The organism is Staphylococcus sp. FSL W8-0056, from assembly GCF_037963075.1.
Classification (GTDB): domain Bacteria; phylum Bacillota; class Bacilli; order Staphylococcales; family Staphylococcaceae; genus Staphylococcus; species Staphylococcus aureus.
The window spans coordinates 1,896,221-1,916,594 of record NZ_CP150142.1 but is presented as its reverse complement, the minus strand read 5'-3'; the positions used below and the strand labels follow the sequence as shown (position 1 = coordinate 1,916,594).

The following is a 20,374-nucleotide window of genomic DNA, read 5'->3' as shown; positions in this document are numbered from 1 at the left end:
TTTTAAAAAGGAGGAATTATGATGGCTAAAGTTGAATTAACAACCCGGAGACGAAACTTCATAGTTGCTGTTATGTTGATTAGTGCGTTTGTAGCTATTTTAAATCAAACATTATTAAATACAGCGTTACCTAGTATAATGAGAGAATTAAATATTAATGAAAGTACATCGCAATGGCTAGTTACTGGGTTTATGCTTGTTAATGGCGTCATGATACCTCTGACGGCATATCTAATGGATAGAATTAAAACTAGACCTTTATACTTAGCGGCGATGGGGACATTTTTATTAGGTTCTATTGTTGCAGCCTTAGCTCCGAATTTTGGAGTTTTAATGTTAGCACGTGTAATTCAAGCGATGGGTGCAGGCGTACTTATGCCCTTAATGCAATTTACGTTATTTACATTGTTCAGTAAAGAACATCGAGGTTTTGCAATGGGACTAGCAGGTTTAGTAATTCAATTTGCACCAGCAATAGGCCCTACAGTTACAGGATTAATTATTGATCAAGCGAGTTGGCGAGTACCATTTATTATAATTGTAGGAATTGCTTTAGTTGCCTTTGTTTTCGGCTTAGTTTCAATCTCAAGTTACAATGAAGTGAAATATACGAAATTAGATAAGCGCTCAGTAATGTATTCAACTATTGGATTCGGGTTAATGCTATACGCATTTAGTAGTGCAGGAGATTTAGGATTTACAAGTCCAATAGTAATAGGTGCGTTGATAATAAGTATGGTTATTATCTATTTATTTATACGTAGACAATTTAATATTACTAATGTACTTTTAAATTTAAGGGTTTTTAAAAATAGAACATTTGCATTATGTACGATTAGTTCAATGATTATAATGATGTCAATGGTTGGACCTGCGCTGCTTATACCGCTATATGTTCAAAATAGTTTATCTTTATCTGCCTTGTTATCAGGACTTGTTATCATGCCTGGTGCAATAATAAATGGTATTATGTCAGTTTTTACAGGTAAATTTTATGATAAGTATGGTCCTAGACCATTGATTTATACTGGTTTTACAATTTTAACAATTACTACAATTATGTTGTGTTTCTTGCATACAGACACATCTTATACGTATTTAATAGTCGTATATGCAATTAGAATGTTTTCAGTTTCTTTACTCATGATGCCGATAAATACTACAGGAATTAATTCTTTGAGAAATGAAGAAATCTCACATGGCACGGCTATTATGAACTTTGGTCGTGTAATGGCTGGTTCACTAGGCACAGCTTTAATGGTTACATTAATGAGTTTTGGTGCAAAAATATTTTTATCTACATCGCCATCGCATTTAACTGCAACTGAAATTAAACAGCAATCCATTGCTATAGGGGTGGATATCTCATTTGCTTTTGTAGCTGTGCTTGTTATGGCAGCTTATGTGATAGCACTTTTTATAAGAGAACCTAAAGAAATAGAAAGTAATAGAAGGAAATTTTAAAATAATTATAGTAGTTGGTCTATTTAAAATAATAGGCTAACTGCTTTTTTTATTTAATAAAAAGTTTTATACTTTTAGTGATAGACTAAGCAAAAATTGTTATTTGCTATGATGTAGATGTCTTAAAATGATTAAGGGGGATTTGCTTTGTTAACGGTAGATCAAGTGAAAGAATTGGTAGGAGAAATTAAAGATCCTATTATAGATGTGCCTTTAAAAGAAACAGAAGGTATTGTTGAAGTTTCTATTAAGGAAGAAAAAGAACATGTGAGTGTTAAATTAGCAATGGCACAATTAGGTGGTGCACCGCAATTAGATTTACAGATGGCTGTTGTTAATGCATTAAAAGAAAACGGTGCGAAAACGGTCGGTATACGATTTGAAACATTGCCGGAAGAAAAAGTAAATCAATTTAAACCAAAAGAAGAAAATAAACCTAAAACGATAGAAGGCCTATTATCTCAAAATAATCCAGTCGAATTTATTGCAATAGCCTCCGGTAAAGGTGGTGTCGGTAAATCTACTGTTGCAGTAAATTTAGCCGTTGCCTTAGCTCGTGAAGGGAAAAAAGTCGGATTAGTAGATGCCGATATATATGGATTTAGTGTACCAGATATGATGGGTATTGATGAAAAGCCTGGAATTAAAGGGAAGGAAGTAATTCCAGTTGAACGTCATGGCGTTAAAGTTATATCAATGGCCTTTTTTGTGGAAGAAAATGCGCCAGTTATATGGAGAGGGCCAATGTTAGGTAAAATGTTGACGAATTTCTTTACAGAAGTTAAATGGGGAGACATTGAATATTTAATACTCGATCTTCCACCTGGAACAGGAGATGTAGCTTTAGATGTTCATACGATGTTACCTTCAAGTAAGGAAATTATTGTAACGACACCTCATCCTACAGCAGCATTTGTTGCAGCTCGCGCAGGTGCGATGGCAAAACATACGGATCATTCTATTCTTGGCGTAATTGAAAACATGAGTTATTTTGAAAGTAAAGAGACGGGTAATAAAGAATATGTCTTTGGCAAAGGTGGCGGAACTAAGTTAGCTGATGAACTTAATACTCAATTACTTGGGGAATTACCTTTAGAGCAACCATCTTGGAATCCAAAAGATTTTGCACCGTCAATATATCAATCAGATGATCGTCTAGGTAAAATTTATAGCTCGATTGCACAAAAAGTTATAGCTGCTACAAATAAATAGGTATAATATATGCTAAACGTACAAAATTACTTTTATTTTGTACGTTTTTATGTTGATTTGTTTTGGAATGCTGGTAAAATAAGTTCTTGTGTTAAGCAATAAACGCGTTGAAAAAGAAGCGGGTTGTGAACACAAAAAGTTTTAAAAAAGTTATTGACTTTAAATTCCAAAGTTGATAATATGATAAAGTCGTCAAAAACGACGCAGTTGTTTTTAAAGAAGAATTTCAAAAGTGTAAAACTTACCATTGAAATAACTATAAAAACAATATAGAATAAATAAAGTAATCGTTCAAAAAGTTATTGACTTCAAGAAACAAATGAAGTAGAATAAAAGAGATTGAACATTAATGAACATTGAAAACTGAATGACAATATGTCAACGTTAATTCCAAAAAACGTAACTATAAGTTACAAACATTATTTAGTATTTATGAGCTAATCAAACATCATAATTTTTATGGAGAGTTTGATCCTGGCTCAGGATGAACGCTGGCGGCGTGCCTAATACATGCAAGTCGAGCGAACGGACGAGAAGCTTGCTTCTCTGATGTTAGCGGCGGACGGGTGAGTAACACGTGGATAACCTACCTATAAGACTGGGATAACTTCGGGAAACCGGAGCTAATACCGGATAATATTTTGAACCGCATGGTTCAAAAGTGAAAGACGGTCTTGCTGTCACTTATAGATGGATCCGCGCTGCATTAGCTAGTTGGTAAGGTAACGGCTTACCAAGGCAACGATGCATAGCCGACCTGAGAGGGTGATCGGCCACACTGGAACTGAGACACGGTCCAGACTCCTACGGGAGGCAGCAGTAGGGAATCTTCCGCAATGGGCGAAAGCCTGACGGAGCAACGCCGCGTGAGTGATGAAGGTCTTCGGATCGTAAAACTCTGTTATTAGGGAAGAACATATGTGTAAGTAACTGTGCACATCTTGACGGTACCTAATCAGAAAGCCACGGCTAACTACGTGCCAGCAGCCGCGGTAATACGTAGGTGGCAAGCGTTATCCGGAATTATTGGGCGTAAAGCGCGCGTAGGCGGTTTTTTAAGTCTGATGTGAAAGCCCACGGCTCAACCGTGGAGGGTCATTGGAAACTGGAAAACTTGAGTGCAGAAGAGGAAAGTGGAATTCCATGTGTAGCGGTGAAATGCGCAGAGATATGGAGGAACACCAGTGGCGAAGGCGACTTTCTGGTCTGTAACTGACGCTGATGTGCGAAAGCGTGGGGATCAAACAGGATTAGATACCCTGGTAGTCCACGCCGTAAACGATGAGTGCTAAGTGTTAGGGGGTTTCCGCCCCTTAGTGCTGCAGCTAACGCATTAAGCACTCCGCCTGGGGAGTACGACCGCAAGGTTGAAACTCAAAGGAATTGACGGGGACCCGCACAAGCGGTGGAGCATGTGGTTTAATTCGAAGCAACGCGAAGAACCTTACCAAATCTTGACATCCTTTGACAACTCTAGAGATAGAGCCTTCCCCTTCGGGGGACAAAGTGACAGGTGGTGCATGGTTGTCGTCAGCTCGTGTCGTGAGATGTTGGGTTAAGTCCCGCAACGAGCGCAACCCTTAAGCTTAGTTGCCATCATTAAGTTGGGCACTCTAAGTTGACTGCCGGTGACAAACCGGAGGAAGGTGGGGATGACGTCAAATCATCATGCCCCTTATGATTTGGGCTACACACGTGCTACAATGGACAATACAAAGGGCAGCGAAACCGCGAGGTCAAGCAAATCCCATAAAGTTGTTCTCAGTTCGGATTGTAGTCTGCAACTCGACTACATGAAGCTGGAATCGCTAGTAATCGTAGATCAGCATGCTACGGTGAATACGTTCCCGGGTCTTGTACACACCGCCCGTCACACCACGAGAGTTTGTAACACCCGAAGCCGGTGGAGTAACCTTTTAGGAGCTAGCCGTCGAAGGTGGGACAAATGATTGGGGTGAAGTCGTAACAAGGTAGCCGTATCGGAAGGTGCGGCTGGATCACCTCCTTTCTAAGGATATATTCGGAACATCTTCTTCAGAAGATGCGGAATAACGTGACATATTGTATTCAGTTTTGAATGTTTATTTAACATTCAAATATTTTTTGGTTAAAGTGATATTGCTTATGCGAGCGCTTGACAATCTATTCTTTTTAAAGAAAGCGATTGTCAGACAATGCATTAAGAAAAATTAAAGCGGAGTTTACTTTTGTAAATGAGCATTTGATTTTTTGAAAATAAAGCAGTATGCGAGCGCTTGACTAAAAAGAAATTGTACATTGAAAACTAGATAAGTAAGTAAAATATAGATTTTACCAAGCAAAACCGAGTGAATAAAGAGTTTTAAATAAGCTTGAATTCATAAGAAATAATCGCTAGTGTTCGAAAGAACACTCACAAGATTAATAACGCGTTTAAATCTTTTTATAAAAGAACGTAACTTCATGTTAACGTTTGACTTATAAAAATGGTGGAAACATAGATTAAGTTATTAAGGGCGCACGGTGGATGCCTTGGCACTAGAAGCCGATGAAGGACGTTACTAACGACGATATGCTTTGGGGAGCTGTAAGTAAGCTTTGATCCAGAGATTTCCGAATGGGGAAACCCAGCATGAGTTATGTCATGTTATCGATATGTGAATACATAGCATATCAGAAGGCACACCCGGAGAACTGAAACATCTTAGTACCCGGAGGAAGAGAAAGAAAATTCGATTCCCTTAGTAGCGGCGAGCGAAACGGGAAGAGCCCAAACCAACAAGCTTGCTTGTTGGGGTTGTAGGACACTCTATACGGAGTTACAAAGGACGACATTAGACGAATCATCTGGAAAGATGAATCAAAGAAGGTAATAATCCTGTAGTCGAAAATGTTGTCTCTCTTGAGTGGATCCTGAGTACGACGGAGCACGTGAAATTCCGTCGGAATCTGGGAGGACCATCTCCTAAGGCTAAATACTCTCTAGTGACCGATAGTGAACCAGTACCGTGAGGGAAAGGTGAAAAGCACCCCGGAAGGGGAGTGAAATAGAACCTGAAACCGTGTGCTTACAAGTAGTCAGAGCCCGTTAATGGGTGATGGCGTGCCTTTTGTAGAATGAACCGGCGAGTTACGATTTGATGCAAGGTTAAGCAGTAAATGTGGAGCCGTAGCGAAAGCGAGTCTGAATAGGGCGTTTAGTATTTGGTCGTAGACCCGAAACCAGGTGATCTACCCTTGGTCAGGTTGAAGTTCAGGTAACACTGAATGGAGGACCGAACCGACTTACGTTGAAAAGTGAGCGGATGAACTGAGGGTAGCGGAGAAATTCCAATCGAACCTGGAGATAGCTGGTTCTCTCCGAAATAGCTTTAGGGCTAGCCTCAAGTGATGATTATTGGAGGTAGAGCACTGTTTGGACGAGGGGCCCCTCTCGGGTTACCGAATTCAGACAAACTCCGAATGCCAATTAATTTAACTTGGGAGTCAGAACATGGGTGATAAGGTCCGTGTTCGAAAGGGAAACAGCCCAGACCACCAGCTAAGGTCCCAAAATATATGTTAAGTGGAAAAGGATGTGGCGTTGCCCAGACAACTAGGATGTTGGCTTAGAAGCAGCCATCATTTAAAGAGTGCGTAATAGCTCACTAGTCGAGTGACACTGCGCCGAAAATGTACCGGGGCTAAACATATTACCGAAGCTGTGGATTGTCCTTTGGACAATGGTAGGAGAGCGTTCTAAGGGCGTTGAAGCATGATCGTAAGGACATGTGGAGCGCTTAGAAGTGAGAATGCCGGTGTGAGTAGCGAAAGACGGGTGAGAATCCCGTCCACCGATTGACTAAGGTTTCCAGAGGAAGGCTCGTCCGCTCTGGGTTAGTCGGGTCCTAAGCTGAGGCCGACAGGCGTAGGCGATGGATAACAGGTTGATATTCCTGTACCACCTATAATCGTTTTAATCGATGGGGGGACGCAGTAGGATAGGCGAAGCGTGCGATTGGATTGCACGTCTAAGCAGTAAGGCTGAGTATTAGGCAAATCCGGTACTCGTTAAGGCTGAGCTGTGATGGGGAGAAGACATTGTGTCTTCGAGTCGTTGATTTCACACTGCCGAGAAAAGCCTCTAGATAGAAAATAGGTGCCCGTACCGCAAACCGACACAGGTAGTCAAGATGAGAATTCTAAGGTGAGCGAGCGAACTCTCGTTAAGGAACTCGGCAAAATGACCCCGTAACTTCGGGAGAAGGGGTGCTCTTTAGGGTTAACGCCCAGAAGAGCCGCAGTGAATAGGCCCAAGCGACTGTTTATCAAAAACACAGGTCTCTGCTAAACCGTAAGGTGATGTATAGGGGCTGACGCCTGCCCGGTGCTGGAAGGTTAAGAGGAGTGGTTAGCTTCTGCGAAGCTACGAATCGAAGCCCCAGTAAACGGCGGCCGTAACTATAACGGTCCTAAGGTAGCGAAATTCCTTGTCGGGTAAGTTCCGACCCGCACGAAAGGCGTAACGATTTGGGCACTGTCTCAACGAGAGACTCGGTGAAATCATAGTACCTGTGAAGATGCAGGTTACCCGCGACAGGACGGAAAGACCCCGTGGAGCTTTACTGTAGCCTGATATTGAAATTCGGCACAGCTTGTACAGGATAGGTAGGAGCCTTTGAAACGTGAGCGCTAGCTTACGTGGAGGCGCTGGTGGGATACTACCCTAGCTGTGTTGGCTTTCTAACCCGCACCACTTATCGTGGTGGGAGACAGTGTCAGGCGGGCAGTTTGACTGGGGCGGTCGCCTCCTAAAAGGTAACGGAGGCGCTCAAAGGTTCCCTCAGAATGGTTGGAAATCATTCATAGAGTGTAAAGGCATAAGGGAGCTTGACTGCGAGACCTACAAGTCGAGCAGGGTCGAAAGACGGACTTAGTGATCCGGTGGTTCCGCATGGAAGGGCCATCGCTCAACGGATAAAAGCTACCCCGGGGATAACAGGCTTATCTCCCCCAAGAGTTCACATCGACGGGGAGGTTTGGCACCTCGATGTCGGCTCATCGCATCCTGGGGCTGTAGTCGGTCCCAAGGGTTGGGCTGTTCGCCCATTAAAGCGGTACGCGAGCTGGGTTCAGAACGTCGTGAGACAGTTCGGTCCCTATCCGTCGTGGGCGTAGGAAATTTGAGAGGAGCTGTCCTTAGTACGAGAGGACCGGGATGGACATACCTCTGGTGTACCAGTTGTCGTGCCAACGGCATAGCTGGGTAGCTATGTGTGGACGGGATAAGTGCTGAAAGCATCTAAGCATGAAGCCCCCCTCAAGATGAGATTTCCCAACTTCGGTTATAAGATCCCTCAAAGATGATGAGGTTAATAGGTTCGAGGTGGAAGCATGGTGACATGTGGAGCTGACGAATACTAATCGATCGAAGACTTAATCAAAATAAATGTTTTGCGAAGCAAAATCACTTTTACTTACTATCTAGTTTTGAATGTATAATTTACATTCATATGTCTGGTGACTATAGCAAGGAGGTCACACCTGTTCCCATGCCGAACACAGAAGTTAAGCTCCTTAGCGTCGATGGTAGTCGAACTTACGTTCCGCTAGAGTAGAACGTTGCCAGGCATAATATTAATCCACAGTAGCTCAGTGGTAGAGCTATCGGCTGTTAACCGATCGGTCGTAGGTTCGAGTCCTACCTGTGGAGCCATGGCTCCTTGGTCAAGCGGTTAAGACACCGCCCTTTCACGGCGGTAACACGGGTTCGAGTCCCGTAGGAGTCATTATTTTGGAGAATTAGCTCAGCTGGGAGAGCATCTGCCTTACAAGCAGAGGGTCGGCGGTTCGAACCCGTCATTCTCCACCATTTTGATTATTAAATTATATGAATAAGCTGGAGGGGTAGCGAAGTGGCTAAACGCGGCGGACTGTAAATCCGCTCCTTCGGGTTCGGCAGTTCGAATCTGCCCCCCTCCACCATCTATATATTGGGCTATAGCCAAGCGGTAAGGCAACGGACTTTGACTCCGTCACTCGTTGGTTCGAATCCAGCTAGCCCAGCCATTAGAGCCATTAGCTCAGTTGGTAGAGCATCTGACTTTTAATCAGAGGGTCAGAGGTTCGAATCCTCTATGGCTCACTACTTGCACTTTCCATTTTTGGGAAGTGCTTTTTTTTATGAAGTAATAAGATAAACAGATTATATGTGTAGCTATTGCTTGATAATGGTAAGCGCATACATTATTCTTTAATTACATAGAGCAAAGGGGGACGCTTATGACAAAGACAAAAGCAATTGATATTATAGGTGCACCATCAACATTTGGACAAAGAAAATTAGGTGTTGATTTAGGACCAACAGCAATTAGATATGCTGGATTAATTTCAAGATTAAAGCAATTAGACCTTGATGTATATGACAAGGGGGATATTAAGGTACCTGCTGTGAACATTGAAAAATTTCATAGTGAACAAAAAGGATTAAGAAATTATGATGAAATTATAGATGTTAATCAAAAATTAAATAAAGAGGTTTCAGCATCAATTGAAAATAACAGATTTCCTCTAGTTCTTGGTGGTGATCATTCTATTGCGGTAGGTTCAGTATCAGCAATAAGTAAACATTATAATAATTTAGGTGTTATTTGGTATGATGCACATGGTGATTTAAATATACCTGAAGAGTCACCAAGTGGAAATATTCATGGTATGCCTCTAAGGATTTTGACAGGCGAAGGTCCCAAAGAACTTTTAGAATTAAATAGTAATGTAATCAAGCCAGAAAACATCGTACTAATTGGTATGAGAGATTTAGATAAAGGTGAAAGACAATTTATCAAAGATCATAATATTAAAACATTTACTATGTCAGATATTGATAAATTAGGGATAAAGGAAGTAATTGAAAATACAATAGAATATTTGAAGTCACGCAATGTTGATGGCGTTCATTTATCTTTAGATGTTGATGCTTTAGATCCGCTTGAAACGCCAGGCACTGGTACTAGAGTTTTGGGTGGTCTTAGTTATAGAGAAAGCCATTTTGCATTGGAATTACTGCATCAATCACATTTAATTTCCTCAATGGATTTAGTTGAAGTAAATCCATTGATTGACAGTAATAATCATACTGCTGAACAAGCGGTTTCATTAGTTGGAACATTTTTTGGTGAAACTTTATTATAAATAAATGATTTGTAGTGTATAAAGTATATTTTGCTTTTTGCACTACTTTTTTTAATTCACTAAAATGATTAAGAGTAGTTATAATCTTTAAAATAAATTTTTTCTATTTAAATATATGTTCGTATGACAGTGATGTAAATGATTGGTATAATGGGTATTATGGAAAAATATTACCCGGAGGAGATGTTATGGATTTTTCCAACTTTTTTCAAAACCTCAGTACGTTAAAAATTGTAACGAGTATCCTTGATTTACTGATAGTTTGGTATGTACTTTATCTTCTCATCACGGTCTTTAAGGGAACTAAAGCGATACAATTACTTAAAGGGATATTAGTAATTGTTATTGGTCAGCAGATAAGTATGATATTGAACTTGACTGCAACATCTAAATTATTCGATATCGTTATTCAATGGGGGGTATTAGCTTTAATAGTAATATTCCAACCAGAAATTAGACGTGCGTTAGAACAACTTGGTAGAGGTAGCTTTTTAAAACGCTATACTTCTAATACGTATAGTAAAGATGAAGAGAAATTGATTCAATCGGTTTCAAAGGCTGTGCAATATATGGCTAAAAGACGTATAGGTGCATTAATTGTCTTTGAAAAAGAAACAGGTCTTCAAGATTATATTGAAACAGGTATTGCAATGGATTCAAATATTTCGCAAGAACTTTTAATTAATGTCTTTATACCTAACACACCTTTACATGATGGTGCAATGATTATTCAAGGCACTAAGATTGCAGCAGCAGCAAGTTATTTGCCATTGTCTGATAGTCCTAAGATATCTAAAAGTTTGGGTACAAGACATAGAGCTGCGGTTGGTATTTCAGAAGTATCTGATGCATTTACCGTTATTGTATCTGAAGAAACTGGTGATATTTCGGTAACATTTGATGGAAAATTACGACGAGACATTTCAAACGAAATTTTTGAAGAGTTGCTTGCTGAACATTGGTTTGGCACACGCTTTCAAAAGAAAGGTGTGAAATAATATGCTAGAAAGTAAATGGGGCTTGAGATTTATTGCCTTTCTTTTGGCATTGTTTTTCTTTTTATCTGTTAACAATGTTTTTGGAAATATCTTTAACACTGGTAATCTTGGTCAAAAGTCTAGTAAAACGATTCAAGATGTACCCGTTGAAATTCTTTATAACACTAAAGATTTGCATTTAACAAAAGCGCCTGAAACAGTTAATGTGACTATTTCAGGACCACAATCAAAGATAATAAAAATTGAAAATCCAGAAGATTTAAGAGTAGTGATTGATTTATCAAATGCTAAAGCTGGAAAATATCAAGAGAAGTATCAAGTTAAAGGGTTAGCTGATGACATTCATTATTCTGTAAAACCTAAATTAGCAAATATTACGCTTGAAAACAAAGTAACTAAAAAGATGACAGTTCAACCTGATGTAAGTCAGAGTGATATTGATCCACTTTATAAAATTACAAAGCAAGAAGTTTCACCACAAACAGTTAAAGTAACAGGTGGAGAAGAACAATTGAATGATATCGCTTATTTAAAAGCCACTTTTAAAACTAATAAAAAGATTAATGGTGACACAAAAGATGTCGCAGAAGTAACGGCTTTTGATAAAAAACTGAATAAATTAAATGTATCGATTCAACCTAATGAAGTGAATTTACAAGTTAAAGTAGAGCCTTTTAGCAAAAAGGTTAAAGTAAATGTTAAACAGAAAGGTAGTTTAGCAGATGATAAAGAGTTAAGTTCGATTGATTTAGAAGATAAAGAAATTGAAATCTTCGGTAGTCGAGATGACTTACAAAATATAAGCGAAGTTGATGCAGAAGTAGATTTAGATGGTATTTCAGAATCAACTGAAAAGACTGTAAAAATCAATTTACCAGAACATGTCACTAAAGCACAACCAAGTGAAACGAAGGCTTATATAAATGTAAAATAAATAGCTAAATTAAAGGAGAGTAAACAATGGGAAAATATTTTGGTACAGACGGAGTAAGAGGTGTCGCAAACCAAGAACTAACACCTGAATTGGCATTTAAATTAGGAAGATACGGTGGCTATGTTCTAGCACATAATAAAGGTGAAAAACACCCACGTGTACTTGTAGGTCGCGATACTAGAGTTTCAGGTGAAATGTTAGAATCAGCATTAATAGCTGGTTTGATTTCAATTGGTGCAGAAGTGATGCGATTAGGTATTATTTCAACACCAGGTGTTGCATATTTAACACGCGATATGGGTGCAGAGTTAGGTGTAATGATTTCAGCCTCTCATAATCCAGTTGCAGATAATGGTATTAAATTCTTTGGATCAGATGGTTTTAAACTATCAGATGAACAAGAAAATGAAATTGAAGCATTATTGGATCAAGAAAATCCAGAATTACCAAGACCAGTTGGCAATGATATTGTACATTATTCAGATTACTTTGAAGGGGCACAAAAATATTTGAGCTATTTAAAATCAACAGTAGATGTTAACTTTGAAGGTTTGAAAATTGTTTTAGATGGTGCAAATGGTTCAACATCATCACTAGCGCCATTCTTATTTGGTGATTTAGAAGCAGATACTGAAACAATTGGATGTAGTCCTGATGGATATAATATCAATGAGAAATGTGGCTCTACACATCCTGAAAAATTAGCTGAAAAAGTAGTTGAAACTGAAAGTGATTTTGGGTTAGCATTTGACGGCGATGGAGACAGAATCATAGCAGTAGATGAGAATGGTCAAATCGTTGACGGTGACCAAATTATGTTTATTATTGGTCAAGAAATGCATAAAAATCAAGAATTGAATAATGACATGATTGTTTCTACTGTTATGAGTAATTTAGGTTTTTACAAAGCGCTTGAACAAGAAGGAATTAAATCTAATAAAACTAAAGTTGGCGACAGATATGTAGTAGAAGAAATGCGTCGCGGTAATTATAACTTAGGTGGAGAACAATCTGGGCATATCGTTATGATGGATTACAATACAACTGGTGATGGTTTATTAACTGGTATTCAATTAGCTTCTGTAATAAAAATGACTGGTAAATCACTAAGTGAATTAGCTGGACAAATGAAAAAATATCCACAATCATTAATTAACGTACGCGTAACAGATAAATATCGTGTTGAAGAAAATGTTGACGTTAAAGAAGTTATGACTAAAGTAGAAGTAGAAATGAATGGAGAAGGTCGAATTTTAGTAAGACCTTCTGGAACAGAACCATTAGTTCGTGTCATGGTTGAAGCAGCAACTGATGAAGATGCTGAAAGATTTGCACAACAAATAGCTGATGTGGTTCAAGATAAAATGGGATTAGATAAATAAATACTGTATTACAAATAAGCCGATGCGTATGCATCGGTTTTTTTGTGTTTCTAGAAATAATTTATAGTACAAACGTAAAATGATATAAACAAAATAAAAACAAAGTAATCAATATGTAATATAAAATACACTGGTACTCAATATATAATGATGATAAAATTAATTTTAATTAGATAGAGTTGCTTTGTGTTTTTAACGCAGATGCTACTACTTATCTTAACAGTTGATTAAGTGAAATCATTTAACAGCGAGAATAATCAACCAGGAGGATGACTTAATGAATTTATTCAGACAACAAAAATTTAGTATCAGAAAATTTAATGTCGGTATTTTTTCAGCTTTAATTGCCACTGTTACTTTTATATCTACTAACCCGACAACAGCGTCTGCAGCAGAGCAAAATCAGCCTGCACAAAATCAACCAGCACAACCAGCTGATGCCAATACACAGCCTAACGCAAATGCTGGTGCTCAAGCTAATCCTGCAGCACAGCCAGCAAACCAAGGTGGACAGGCTAATCCAGCAGGAGGAGCAGCACAACCAGCTGGACAAGGTAATCAAGCTGATCCGAATAACGCTGCACAAGCACAACCTGGAAATCAAGCAGCACCGGCAAACCAAGCAGGTCAAGGAAATAACCAAGCAACACCTAATAATAATGCAACACCGGCAAATCAAACACAGCCAGCGAATGCTCCAGCAGCAGCGCAACCAGCAGCACCTGTAGCAGCAAACGCACAAACTCAAGATCCAAATGCTAGCAATACTGGTGAAGGCAGTATTAATACGACATTAACATTTGATGATCCTGCCATATCAACAGATGAGAATAGACAGGATCCAACTGTAACTGTTACAGATAAAGTAAATGGTTATTCATTAATTAACAACGGTAAGATTGGTTTCGTTAACTCAGAATTAAGACGAAGCGATATGTTTGATAAGAATAACCCTCAAAACTATCAAGCTAAAGGAAACGTGGCTGCATTAGGTCGTGTGAATGCAAATGATTCTACAGATCATGGTAACTTTAACGGTATTACAAAAACTGTAAATGTAAAACCAGATTCAGAATTAATTATTAACTTTACTACTATGCAAACGAATAGTAAGCAAGGTACAACAAATTTAGTTATTAAAGATGCTAAGAAAAATACTGAATTAGCAACTGTAAATGTTGCTAAGACTGGTACTGCACATTTATTTAAAGTACCAACTGATGCTGATCGTTTAGATTTACAATTTATTCCTGACAATACAGCAGTTGCTGATGCTTCAAGAATTACAACAAATAAAGATGGTTATAAATACTATTCATTCATTGATAATGTAGGTCTATTCTCAGGATCACATTTATATGTCAAAAATAGAGATTTAGCACCGAAAGCAACTAACAATAAAGAATATACTATTAATACTGAAATCGGTAACAATGGTAATTTTGGTGCTTCATTAAAAGCAGATCAATTTAAATATGAAGTAACATTACCACAAGGTGTAACTTACGTTAATGATTCATTAACTACAACATTCCCTAATGGTAATGAAGACAGTACAGTATTGAAAAATATGACTGTTAATTATGATCAAACTGCAAATAAAGTTACATTTACAAGCCAAGGTGTGACAACGGCACGTGGTACACACACTAAAGAAGTTTTATTCCCAGATAAATCTTTAAAATTATCATATAAAGTTAATGTTGCGAATATCGATACACCTAAAAATATTGATTTTAATGAAAAATTAACATATCGTACTGCTTCAGATGTTGTAATTAATAATGCGCAACCAGAAGTTACACTAACTGCAGATCCATTTTCAGTAGCGGTTGAAATGAACAAAGATGCGTTGCAACAACAAGTAAACTCACAAGTTGATAATAGTCATTACACAACAGCATCAATTGCAGAATACAATAAACTTAAACAACAAGCAGACACTATTTTAAATGAAGATGCGAATCACGTTGAAACTGCAAATCGTGCATCTCAAGCGGATATTGACGGTTTAGTAACTAAATTACAAGCTGCATTAATTGATAATCAAGCAGCAATTGCTGAATTAGATACTAAAGCTCAAGAAAAGGTTACAGCAGCACAACAAAGTAAAAAAGTTACGCAAGATGAAGTTGCAGCGCTTGTGACTAAAATTAACAATGATAAAAATAATGCAATCGCAGAAATTAATAAACAAACAACATCACAAGGTGTCACAACTGAAAAAGATAATGGTATCGCAGTGTTAGAACAAGATGTGATTACACCAACAGTTAAACCTCAAGCGAAACAAGATATTATCCAAGCAGTTACAACTCGTAAACAACAAATTAAAAAGTCAAATGCATCATTACAAGATGAAAAAGATGTAGCAAATGATAAAATTGGTAAAATTGAAACAAAGGCAATTAAAGATATTGATGCAGCAACAACAAATGCACAAGTAGAAGCCATTAAAACAAAAGCAATCAATGATATTAATCAAACTACACCTGCTACAACAGCTAAAGCAGCAGCTCTTGAAGAATTTGACGAAGTTGTTCAAGCACAAATTGATCAAGCACCTTTAAATCCTGATACAACAAATGAAGAAGTAGCGGAAGCTATTGAACGTATTAATGCAGCTAAAGTTTCTGGTGTTAAAGCAATTGAAGCGACAACGACTGCACAAGATTTAGAACGCGTTAAAAACGAAGAAATATTCAAAATTGAGAATATTACGGATTCAACTCAAACTAAAATGGATGCTTATAAAGAAGTTAGACAAGCAGCTACAGCTAGAAAAGCGCAAAATGCTACAGTTTCAAATGCAACTGATGAAGAAGTAGCAGAGGCAAATGCAGCAGTAGATGCAGCTCAAACAGAAGGTTTACATGACATCCAAGTTGTTAAATCACAACAAGAAGTGGCTGATACTAAAGCAAAAGTATTAGATAAAATCAATGCAATTCAAACACAAGCAAAAGTTAAACCTGCAGCTGATACAGAAGTAGAAAACGCATATAATACACGTAAACAAGAAATCCAAAATAGCAATGCTTCAACAACAGAAGAAAAAGAAGCTGCTAAACAACAAGTTCAAACTGAAAAAACGGCTGCTGATGCAGCAATAGATGCAGCTCATTCAAATGTGGAAGTTGAAGCGGCTAAAAATGCAGAAATTGCTAAAATTGAAGCGATTCAGCCAGCAACAACAACTAAAGATAATGCGAAACAAGCAATTGCTACGAAAGCGAATGAACGTAAAACAGCAATCGCTCAAACGCAAGATATTACTGCTGAAGAAATTGCAGCGGCTAATGCGGACGTAGATAATGCTGTGACACAAGCAAATAGCAACATTGAAGCTGCTAATAGTCAAAATGATGTAGACCAAGCGAAAACGACAGGTGAAACTAGTATTGATCAAGTAACACCAACAGTTAATAAAAAAGCAACTGCACGTAATGAAATCACAGCAATTTTAAATAACAAATTGCAAGAGATTCAAGCTACACCAGATGCAACAGATGAAGAAAAACAAGCAGCTGATGCAGAAGCAAATACTGAAAATGGTAAAGCAAATCAAGCCATTTCAGCAGCAACTACTAACGCACAAGTTGATGAAGCGAAAGCTAATGCAGAAGCAGCAATTAATGCGGTAACACCAAAAGTTGTTAAGAAACAAGCGGCTAAAGATGAGATTGATCAATTACAAGCAACGCAAACAAATGTTATCAATAATGATCAGAACGCTACAAATGAAGAAAAAGAAGCAGCTATTCAACAATTAGCAACAGCAGTTACAGACGCGAAAAATAATATTACAGCTGCAACTGATGATAATGGTGTAGATACAGCGAAAGACGCTGGAAAGAATTCAATTCAAAGCACACAACCAGCAACAGCAGTTAAATCGAATGCGAAAAATGAAGTTGATCAAGCTGTGACAACTCAAAATCAAGCAATTGATAATACAACTGGCGCTACAACTGAAGAGAAAAATGCAGCAAAAGATTTAGTTTTAAAAGCTAAAGAAAAAGCGTATCAAGATATCTTAAATGCACAAACAACTAATGATGTTACGCAAATTAAAGATCAAGCAGTTGCTGATATTCAAGGTATTACTGCAGATACAACAATTAAAGATGTTGCGAAAGATGAATTAGCAACAAAAGCAAACGAACAAAAAGCGCTTATTGCACAAACTGCAGATGCGACTACTGAAGAAAAAGAACAAGCAAATCAACAAGTAGACGCACAATTAACACAAGGTAATCAAAATATTGAAAATGCACAGTCAATCGATGATGTAAACACTGCAAAAGATAATGCAATTCAAGCAATTGACCCAATTCAAGCATCAACAGATGTTAAAACGAATGCAAGAGCAGAATTGCTAACTGAAATGCAAAATAAAATAACTGAAATACTTAATAATAATGAGACTACTAATGAAGAAAAAGGTAACGATATTGGACCAGTTAGAGCAGCATATGAAGAAGGTTTAAATAATATTAATGCAGCAACTACTACAGGTGATGTAACTACTGCTAAAGATACAGCAGTACAAAAAGTTCAACAACTTCATGCAAATCCTGTTAAGAAACCAGCAGGTAAAAAAGAATTAGATCAAGCTGCAGCTGATAAGAAAACACAAATAGAACAAACACCAAATGCATCACAACAAGAAATTAATGATGCAAAACAAGAAGTTGATACTGAATTAAATCAAGCGAAAACAAATGTCGATCAATCATCAACAAATGAATATGTTGATAATGCAGTTAAAGAAGGAAAAGCTAAAATTAATGCAGTTAAAACATTTAGTGAGTACAAAAAAGATGCTTTAGCTAAAATTGAAGATGCATATAATGCTAAAGTAAACGAAGCGGATAACTCTAACGCATCGACTTCAAGTGAAATTGCTGAAGCGAAACAAAAACTTGCTGAATTAAAACAAACTGCGGATCAAAATGTTAATCAAGCTACTTCTAAAGATGACATTGAAGTTCAAATTCATAATGACTTAGATAATATTAACGATTACACAATTCCAACAGGTAAAAAAGAATCAGCTACAACAGATTTATATGCTTATGCAGATCAGAAGAAAAATAATATTTCAGCTGACACTAATGCAACACAAGATGAAAAGCAACAAGCAATTAAGCAAGTTGACCAAAATGTTCAAACTGCATTAGAAAACATTAATAATGGTGTGGATAATGGTGACGTTGATGATGCATTAACACAAGGTAAAGCAGCAATTGATACTATTCAAGTAGATGCTACTGTTAAACCTAAAGCGAACCAAGCTATTGAAGCTAAAGCAGAAGATACGAAAGAATCAATTGATCATAGTGACCAGTTAACTGCTGAAGAAAAAACTGAAGCATTAGCAATGATTAAACAAATTACAGATCAAGCTAAACAAGGTATTACTGATGCAACAACAACTGCTGAAGTTGAAAAAGCGAAAGCTCAAGGACTTGAGGCATTTGATAACATTCAAATTGACTCAACAGAAAAACAAAAAGCTATCGAAGAATTAGAAACTGCACTAGACCAGATTGAAGCAGGTGTAAATGTCGACGCTGATGCTACAACTGAAGAAAAAGAAGCGTTTACGAATGCTTTAGAAGACATTTTATCAAAAGCAACTGAAGATATTTCTGATCAAACTACAAATGCAGAAATCGCTACTGTCAAAAATAGTGCGCTTGAACAACTTAAAGCACAACGTATTAATCCAGTAGTTAAGAAAAATGCTTTGGAAGCAATTAGAGAAGTGGTTAACAAGCAAATAGAAATAATTAAAAATGCAGATGCAGATGCATCGGCGAAAGAAATTGCACGTACAGATTTAGGTAGATATTTTGACAGATTTGCTGATAAATTAGATAAAACACAAACAAATACAGAGGTTGCTGAATTACAAAATGTAACGATACCTGCAATTGAAGCGATTGTGCCTCAGAATGATCCAGATGCTAATGATACTAATAATGGTACAGATAATAATGATGCAACAGCAAATTCAAATGCTAATGCAACACCAGAAAACACTGGACAACCTAACGTATCTGAGACGACAGATAATGGCAAAGCAGACGCTTCTCCGACAACACCAAATAATAGTGATGCGGCAACAGGTGAAACAACAGTAACATCAGCAACTGATGATGCAAAGGATAAACCGCAAGCTAATAACAATTCTAGTGCAGATGCATCAACAAACAGTCCGACAATGGATAACGATGTAACTAGTAAACCAGAAGTAGAATCAACTAATAACGGCACAACTGATAAACCTGTAACAGAAACAGATAATGCAACGCCAGCAGAAAGCACAACAAATAACAATAGTACAACTACAGCAACAAACGAGAATGCACCAACAGGATCAACAGCAACGGCTCCAACAACTGCGAGCACAGAAGCAGCATCATCTGCTGATAGTAAAGATAATGCATCTGTAAATGATTCAAAACAAAATGCTGAAGTAAATAATAGTGCTGAATCTCAATCAACTAATGGCAAGGTTGCACAACCAAAATCTGAAAATAAAGCTAAGGCAGAAAAAGATGGTAGAGATTCAACAAATCAAAGTATGGTTGAATCAACAACTGAAACATTGCCTTCAGCAGACATAACAGAACCAAATGTACCTTCTAATACATCAAAAGATAAAGAAGAAAGTACGACAAATCAAACTGATGCAGGACAACTTAAGTCTGAAACTAACGTTGCATCTAACGAAGCAGATAAATCGCCAAGCAAAGCTGATACTGAAGTTTCGAATAAACCATCAACATCTGCATCTTCTGAAGCAAAAGATAAAATGACTTCAACTAATGTTAGCCAAAAAGATGATACGGCAACAGCAGATACTAATGATACGCAAAAATCAGTTGGCCCAGTTGCAAACAATAAAGCTACGCAAAACGACGGTGCCAATGCATCTCCAGCAACAGTTTCAAATGGTAGTCATAGTATGCATCAAGATATGCTTAATGTAACTAAGCCTGAAGAAAACAAAGCAAATGCAAAATCAGACCAACAAGGAAAAGTTAATAAGCCTAAACAACAAGCTAAAACTTTACCAGATACTGGTATGTCACATAATGACGATTTACCATATGCTGAATTAGCTCTAGGTGCAGGTATGGCATTCTTAATTAGAAGATTCACTAAGAAAGACCAACAAACTGAAGAATAAAATTTATTCAAGAATGTGAACATCTAGTTATTTC

At 37.7% G+C, this 20,374-nt stretch carries 7 protein-coding genes, 6 tRNA genes, 3 rRNA genes and 1 pseudogene; all 17 read left to right on the top strand.

Features of this window, described 5'->3' with window-relative positions; all coding sequences use genetic code 11:
* The first annotated feature begins 21 nt into the window (after positions 1-21).
* Positions 22-1,464: a multidrug efflux MFS transporter LmrS gene (gene lmrS, locus NSS86_RS09745; RefSeq protein WP_001141007.1), complete on the top strand. Its 1,443-nt coding sequence runs from the start codon at positions 22-24 to the stop codon at positions 1,462-1,464.
* 147 nt (positions 1,465-1,611) lie between these two features.
* Positions 1,612-2,676 (top strand): Mrp/NBP35 family ATP-binding protein, encoded by a 1,065-nt coding sequence (locus NSS86_RS09740; protein ID WP_000958531.1) that lies wholly within the window; start codon positions 1,612-1,614, stop codon positions 2,674-2,676.
* Between the two features lie 88 nt (positions 2,677-2,764).
* Positions 2,765-2,949: pseudogene (locus tag NSS86_RS09735) on the top strand (hypothetical protein).
* A gap of 183 nt (positions 2,950-3,132) precedes the next feature.
* Positions 3,133-4,684 (top strand): 16S ribosomal RNA (locus tag NSS86_RS09730).
* 471 nt (positions 4,685-5,155) lie between these two features.
* Positions 5,156-8,078: ribosomal RNA gene (locus tag NSS86_RS09725) — 23S ribosomal RNA — on the top strand.
* A gap of 72 nt (positions 8,079-8,150) precedes the next feature.
* A 5S ribosomal RNA gene (gene rrf / locus NSS86_RS09720) occupies positions 8,151-8,265 on the top strand.
* Together the 16S, 23S and 5S rRNA genes with 6 tRNA genes alongside form the textbook arrangement of a ribosomal RNA operon.
* A 10-nt stretch (positions 8,266-8,275) precedes the next feature.
* A tRNA-Asn gene (locus tag NSS86_RS09715) sits at positions 8,276-8,350 on the top strand.
* 1 nt (position 8,351) lies between these two features.
* Positions 8,352-8,423 (top strand) — tRNA-Glu (locus NSS86_RS09710).
* Between the two features lie 7 nt (positions 8,424-8,430).
* Positions 8,431-8,506, top strand: a tRNA-Val gene (locus NSS86_RS09705).
* Between the two features lie 29 nt (positions 8,507-8,535).
* Positions 8,536-8,619, top strand: a tRNA-Tyr gene (locus NSS86_RS09700).
* Positions 8,620-8,628: 9 nt separating this feature from the next.
* A tRNA-Gln gene (locus NSS86_RS09695) sits at positions 8,629-8,703 on the top strand.
* Between the two features lie 3 nt (positions 8,704-8,706).
* Positions 8,707-8,779: transfer RNA gene (locus NSS86_RS09690), tRNA-Lys, on the top strand.
* A gap of 137 nt (positions 8,780-8,916) precedes the next feature.
* On the top strand, positions 8,917-9,825 hold the full coding sequence (gene rocF / locus NSS86_RS09685; RefSeq protein ID WP_000167867.1) for an arginase: 909 nt from the start codon (positions 8,917-8,919) through the stop codon (positions 9,823-9,825).
* A gap of 188 nt (positions 9,826-10,013) precedes the next feature.
* The gene (gene cdaA, locus NSS86_RS09680) at positions 10,014-10,823 is read left to right on the top strand and encodes a diadenylate cyclase CdaA (RefSeq protein ID WP_000347896.1); all 810 of its coding nucleotides are present in this window, start codon (positions 10,014-10,016) and stop codon (positions 10,821-10,823) included.
* 1 nt (position 10,824) lies between these two features.
* The gene (locus NSS86_RS09675) at positions 10,825-11,757 is read left to right on the top strand and encodes a YbbR-like domain-containing protein (RefSeq protein WP_000894032.1); all 933 of its coding nucleotides are present in this window, start codon (positions 10,825-10,827) and stop codon (positions 11,755-11,757) included.
* Between the two features lie 26 nt (positions 11,758-11,783).
* On the top strand, positions 11,784-13,139 hold the full coding sequence (glmM, locus tag NSS86_RS09670) for a phosphoglucosamine mutase (protein WP_000521495.1): 1,356 nt from the start codon (positions 11,784-11,786) through the stop codon (positions 13,137-13,139).
* A gap of 277 nt (positions 13,140-13,416) precedes the next feature.
* Positions 13,417-20,340 (top strand): SasC/FmtB family protein, encoded by a 6,924-nt coding sequence (locus NSS86_RS09665; RefSeq protein ID WP_001048272.1) that lies wholly within the window; start codon positions 13,417-13,419, stop codon positions 20,338-20,340.
* Positions 20,341-20,374: the final 34 nt, after the last annotated feature.

What these genes read in the sequence shown, in the direction of transcription:
- lmrS (WP_001141007.1), top strand. Translation starts at nt 22, where the DNA reads ATGGCTAAAGTTGAATTAACAACCCGGAGACGAAACTTCATAGTTGCT.
- rocF (WP_000167867.1), top strand. Translation starts at nt 8,917, where the DNA reads ATGACAAAGACAAAAGCAATTGATATTATAGGTGCACCATCAACATTT.
- cdaA (WP_000347896.1), top strand. Translation starts at nt 10,014, where the DNA reads ATGGATTTTTCCAACTTTTTTCAAAACCTCAGTACGTTAAAAATTGTA.
- NSS86_RS09675 (WP_000894032.1), top strand. Translation starts at nt 10,825, where the DNA reads ATGCTAGAAAGTAAATGGGGCTTGAGATTTATTGCCTTTCTTTTGGCA.
- glmM (WP_000521495.1), top strand. Translation starts at nt 11,784, where the DNA reads ATGGGAAAATATTTTGGTACAGACGGAGTAAGAGGTGTCGCAAACCAA.
- NSS86_RS09665 (WP_001048272.1), top strand. Translation starts at nt 13,417, where the DNA reads ATGAATTTATTCAGACAACAAAAATTTAGTATCAGAAAATTTAATGTC.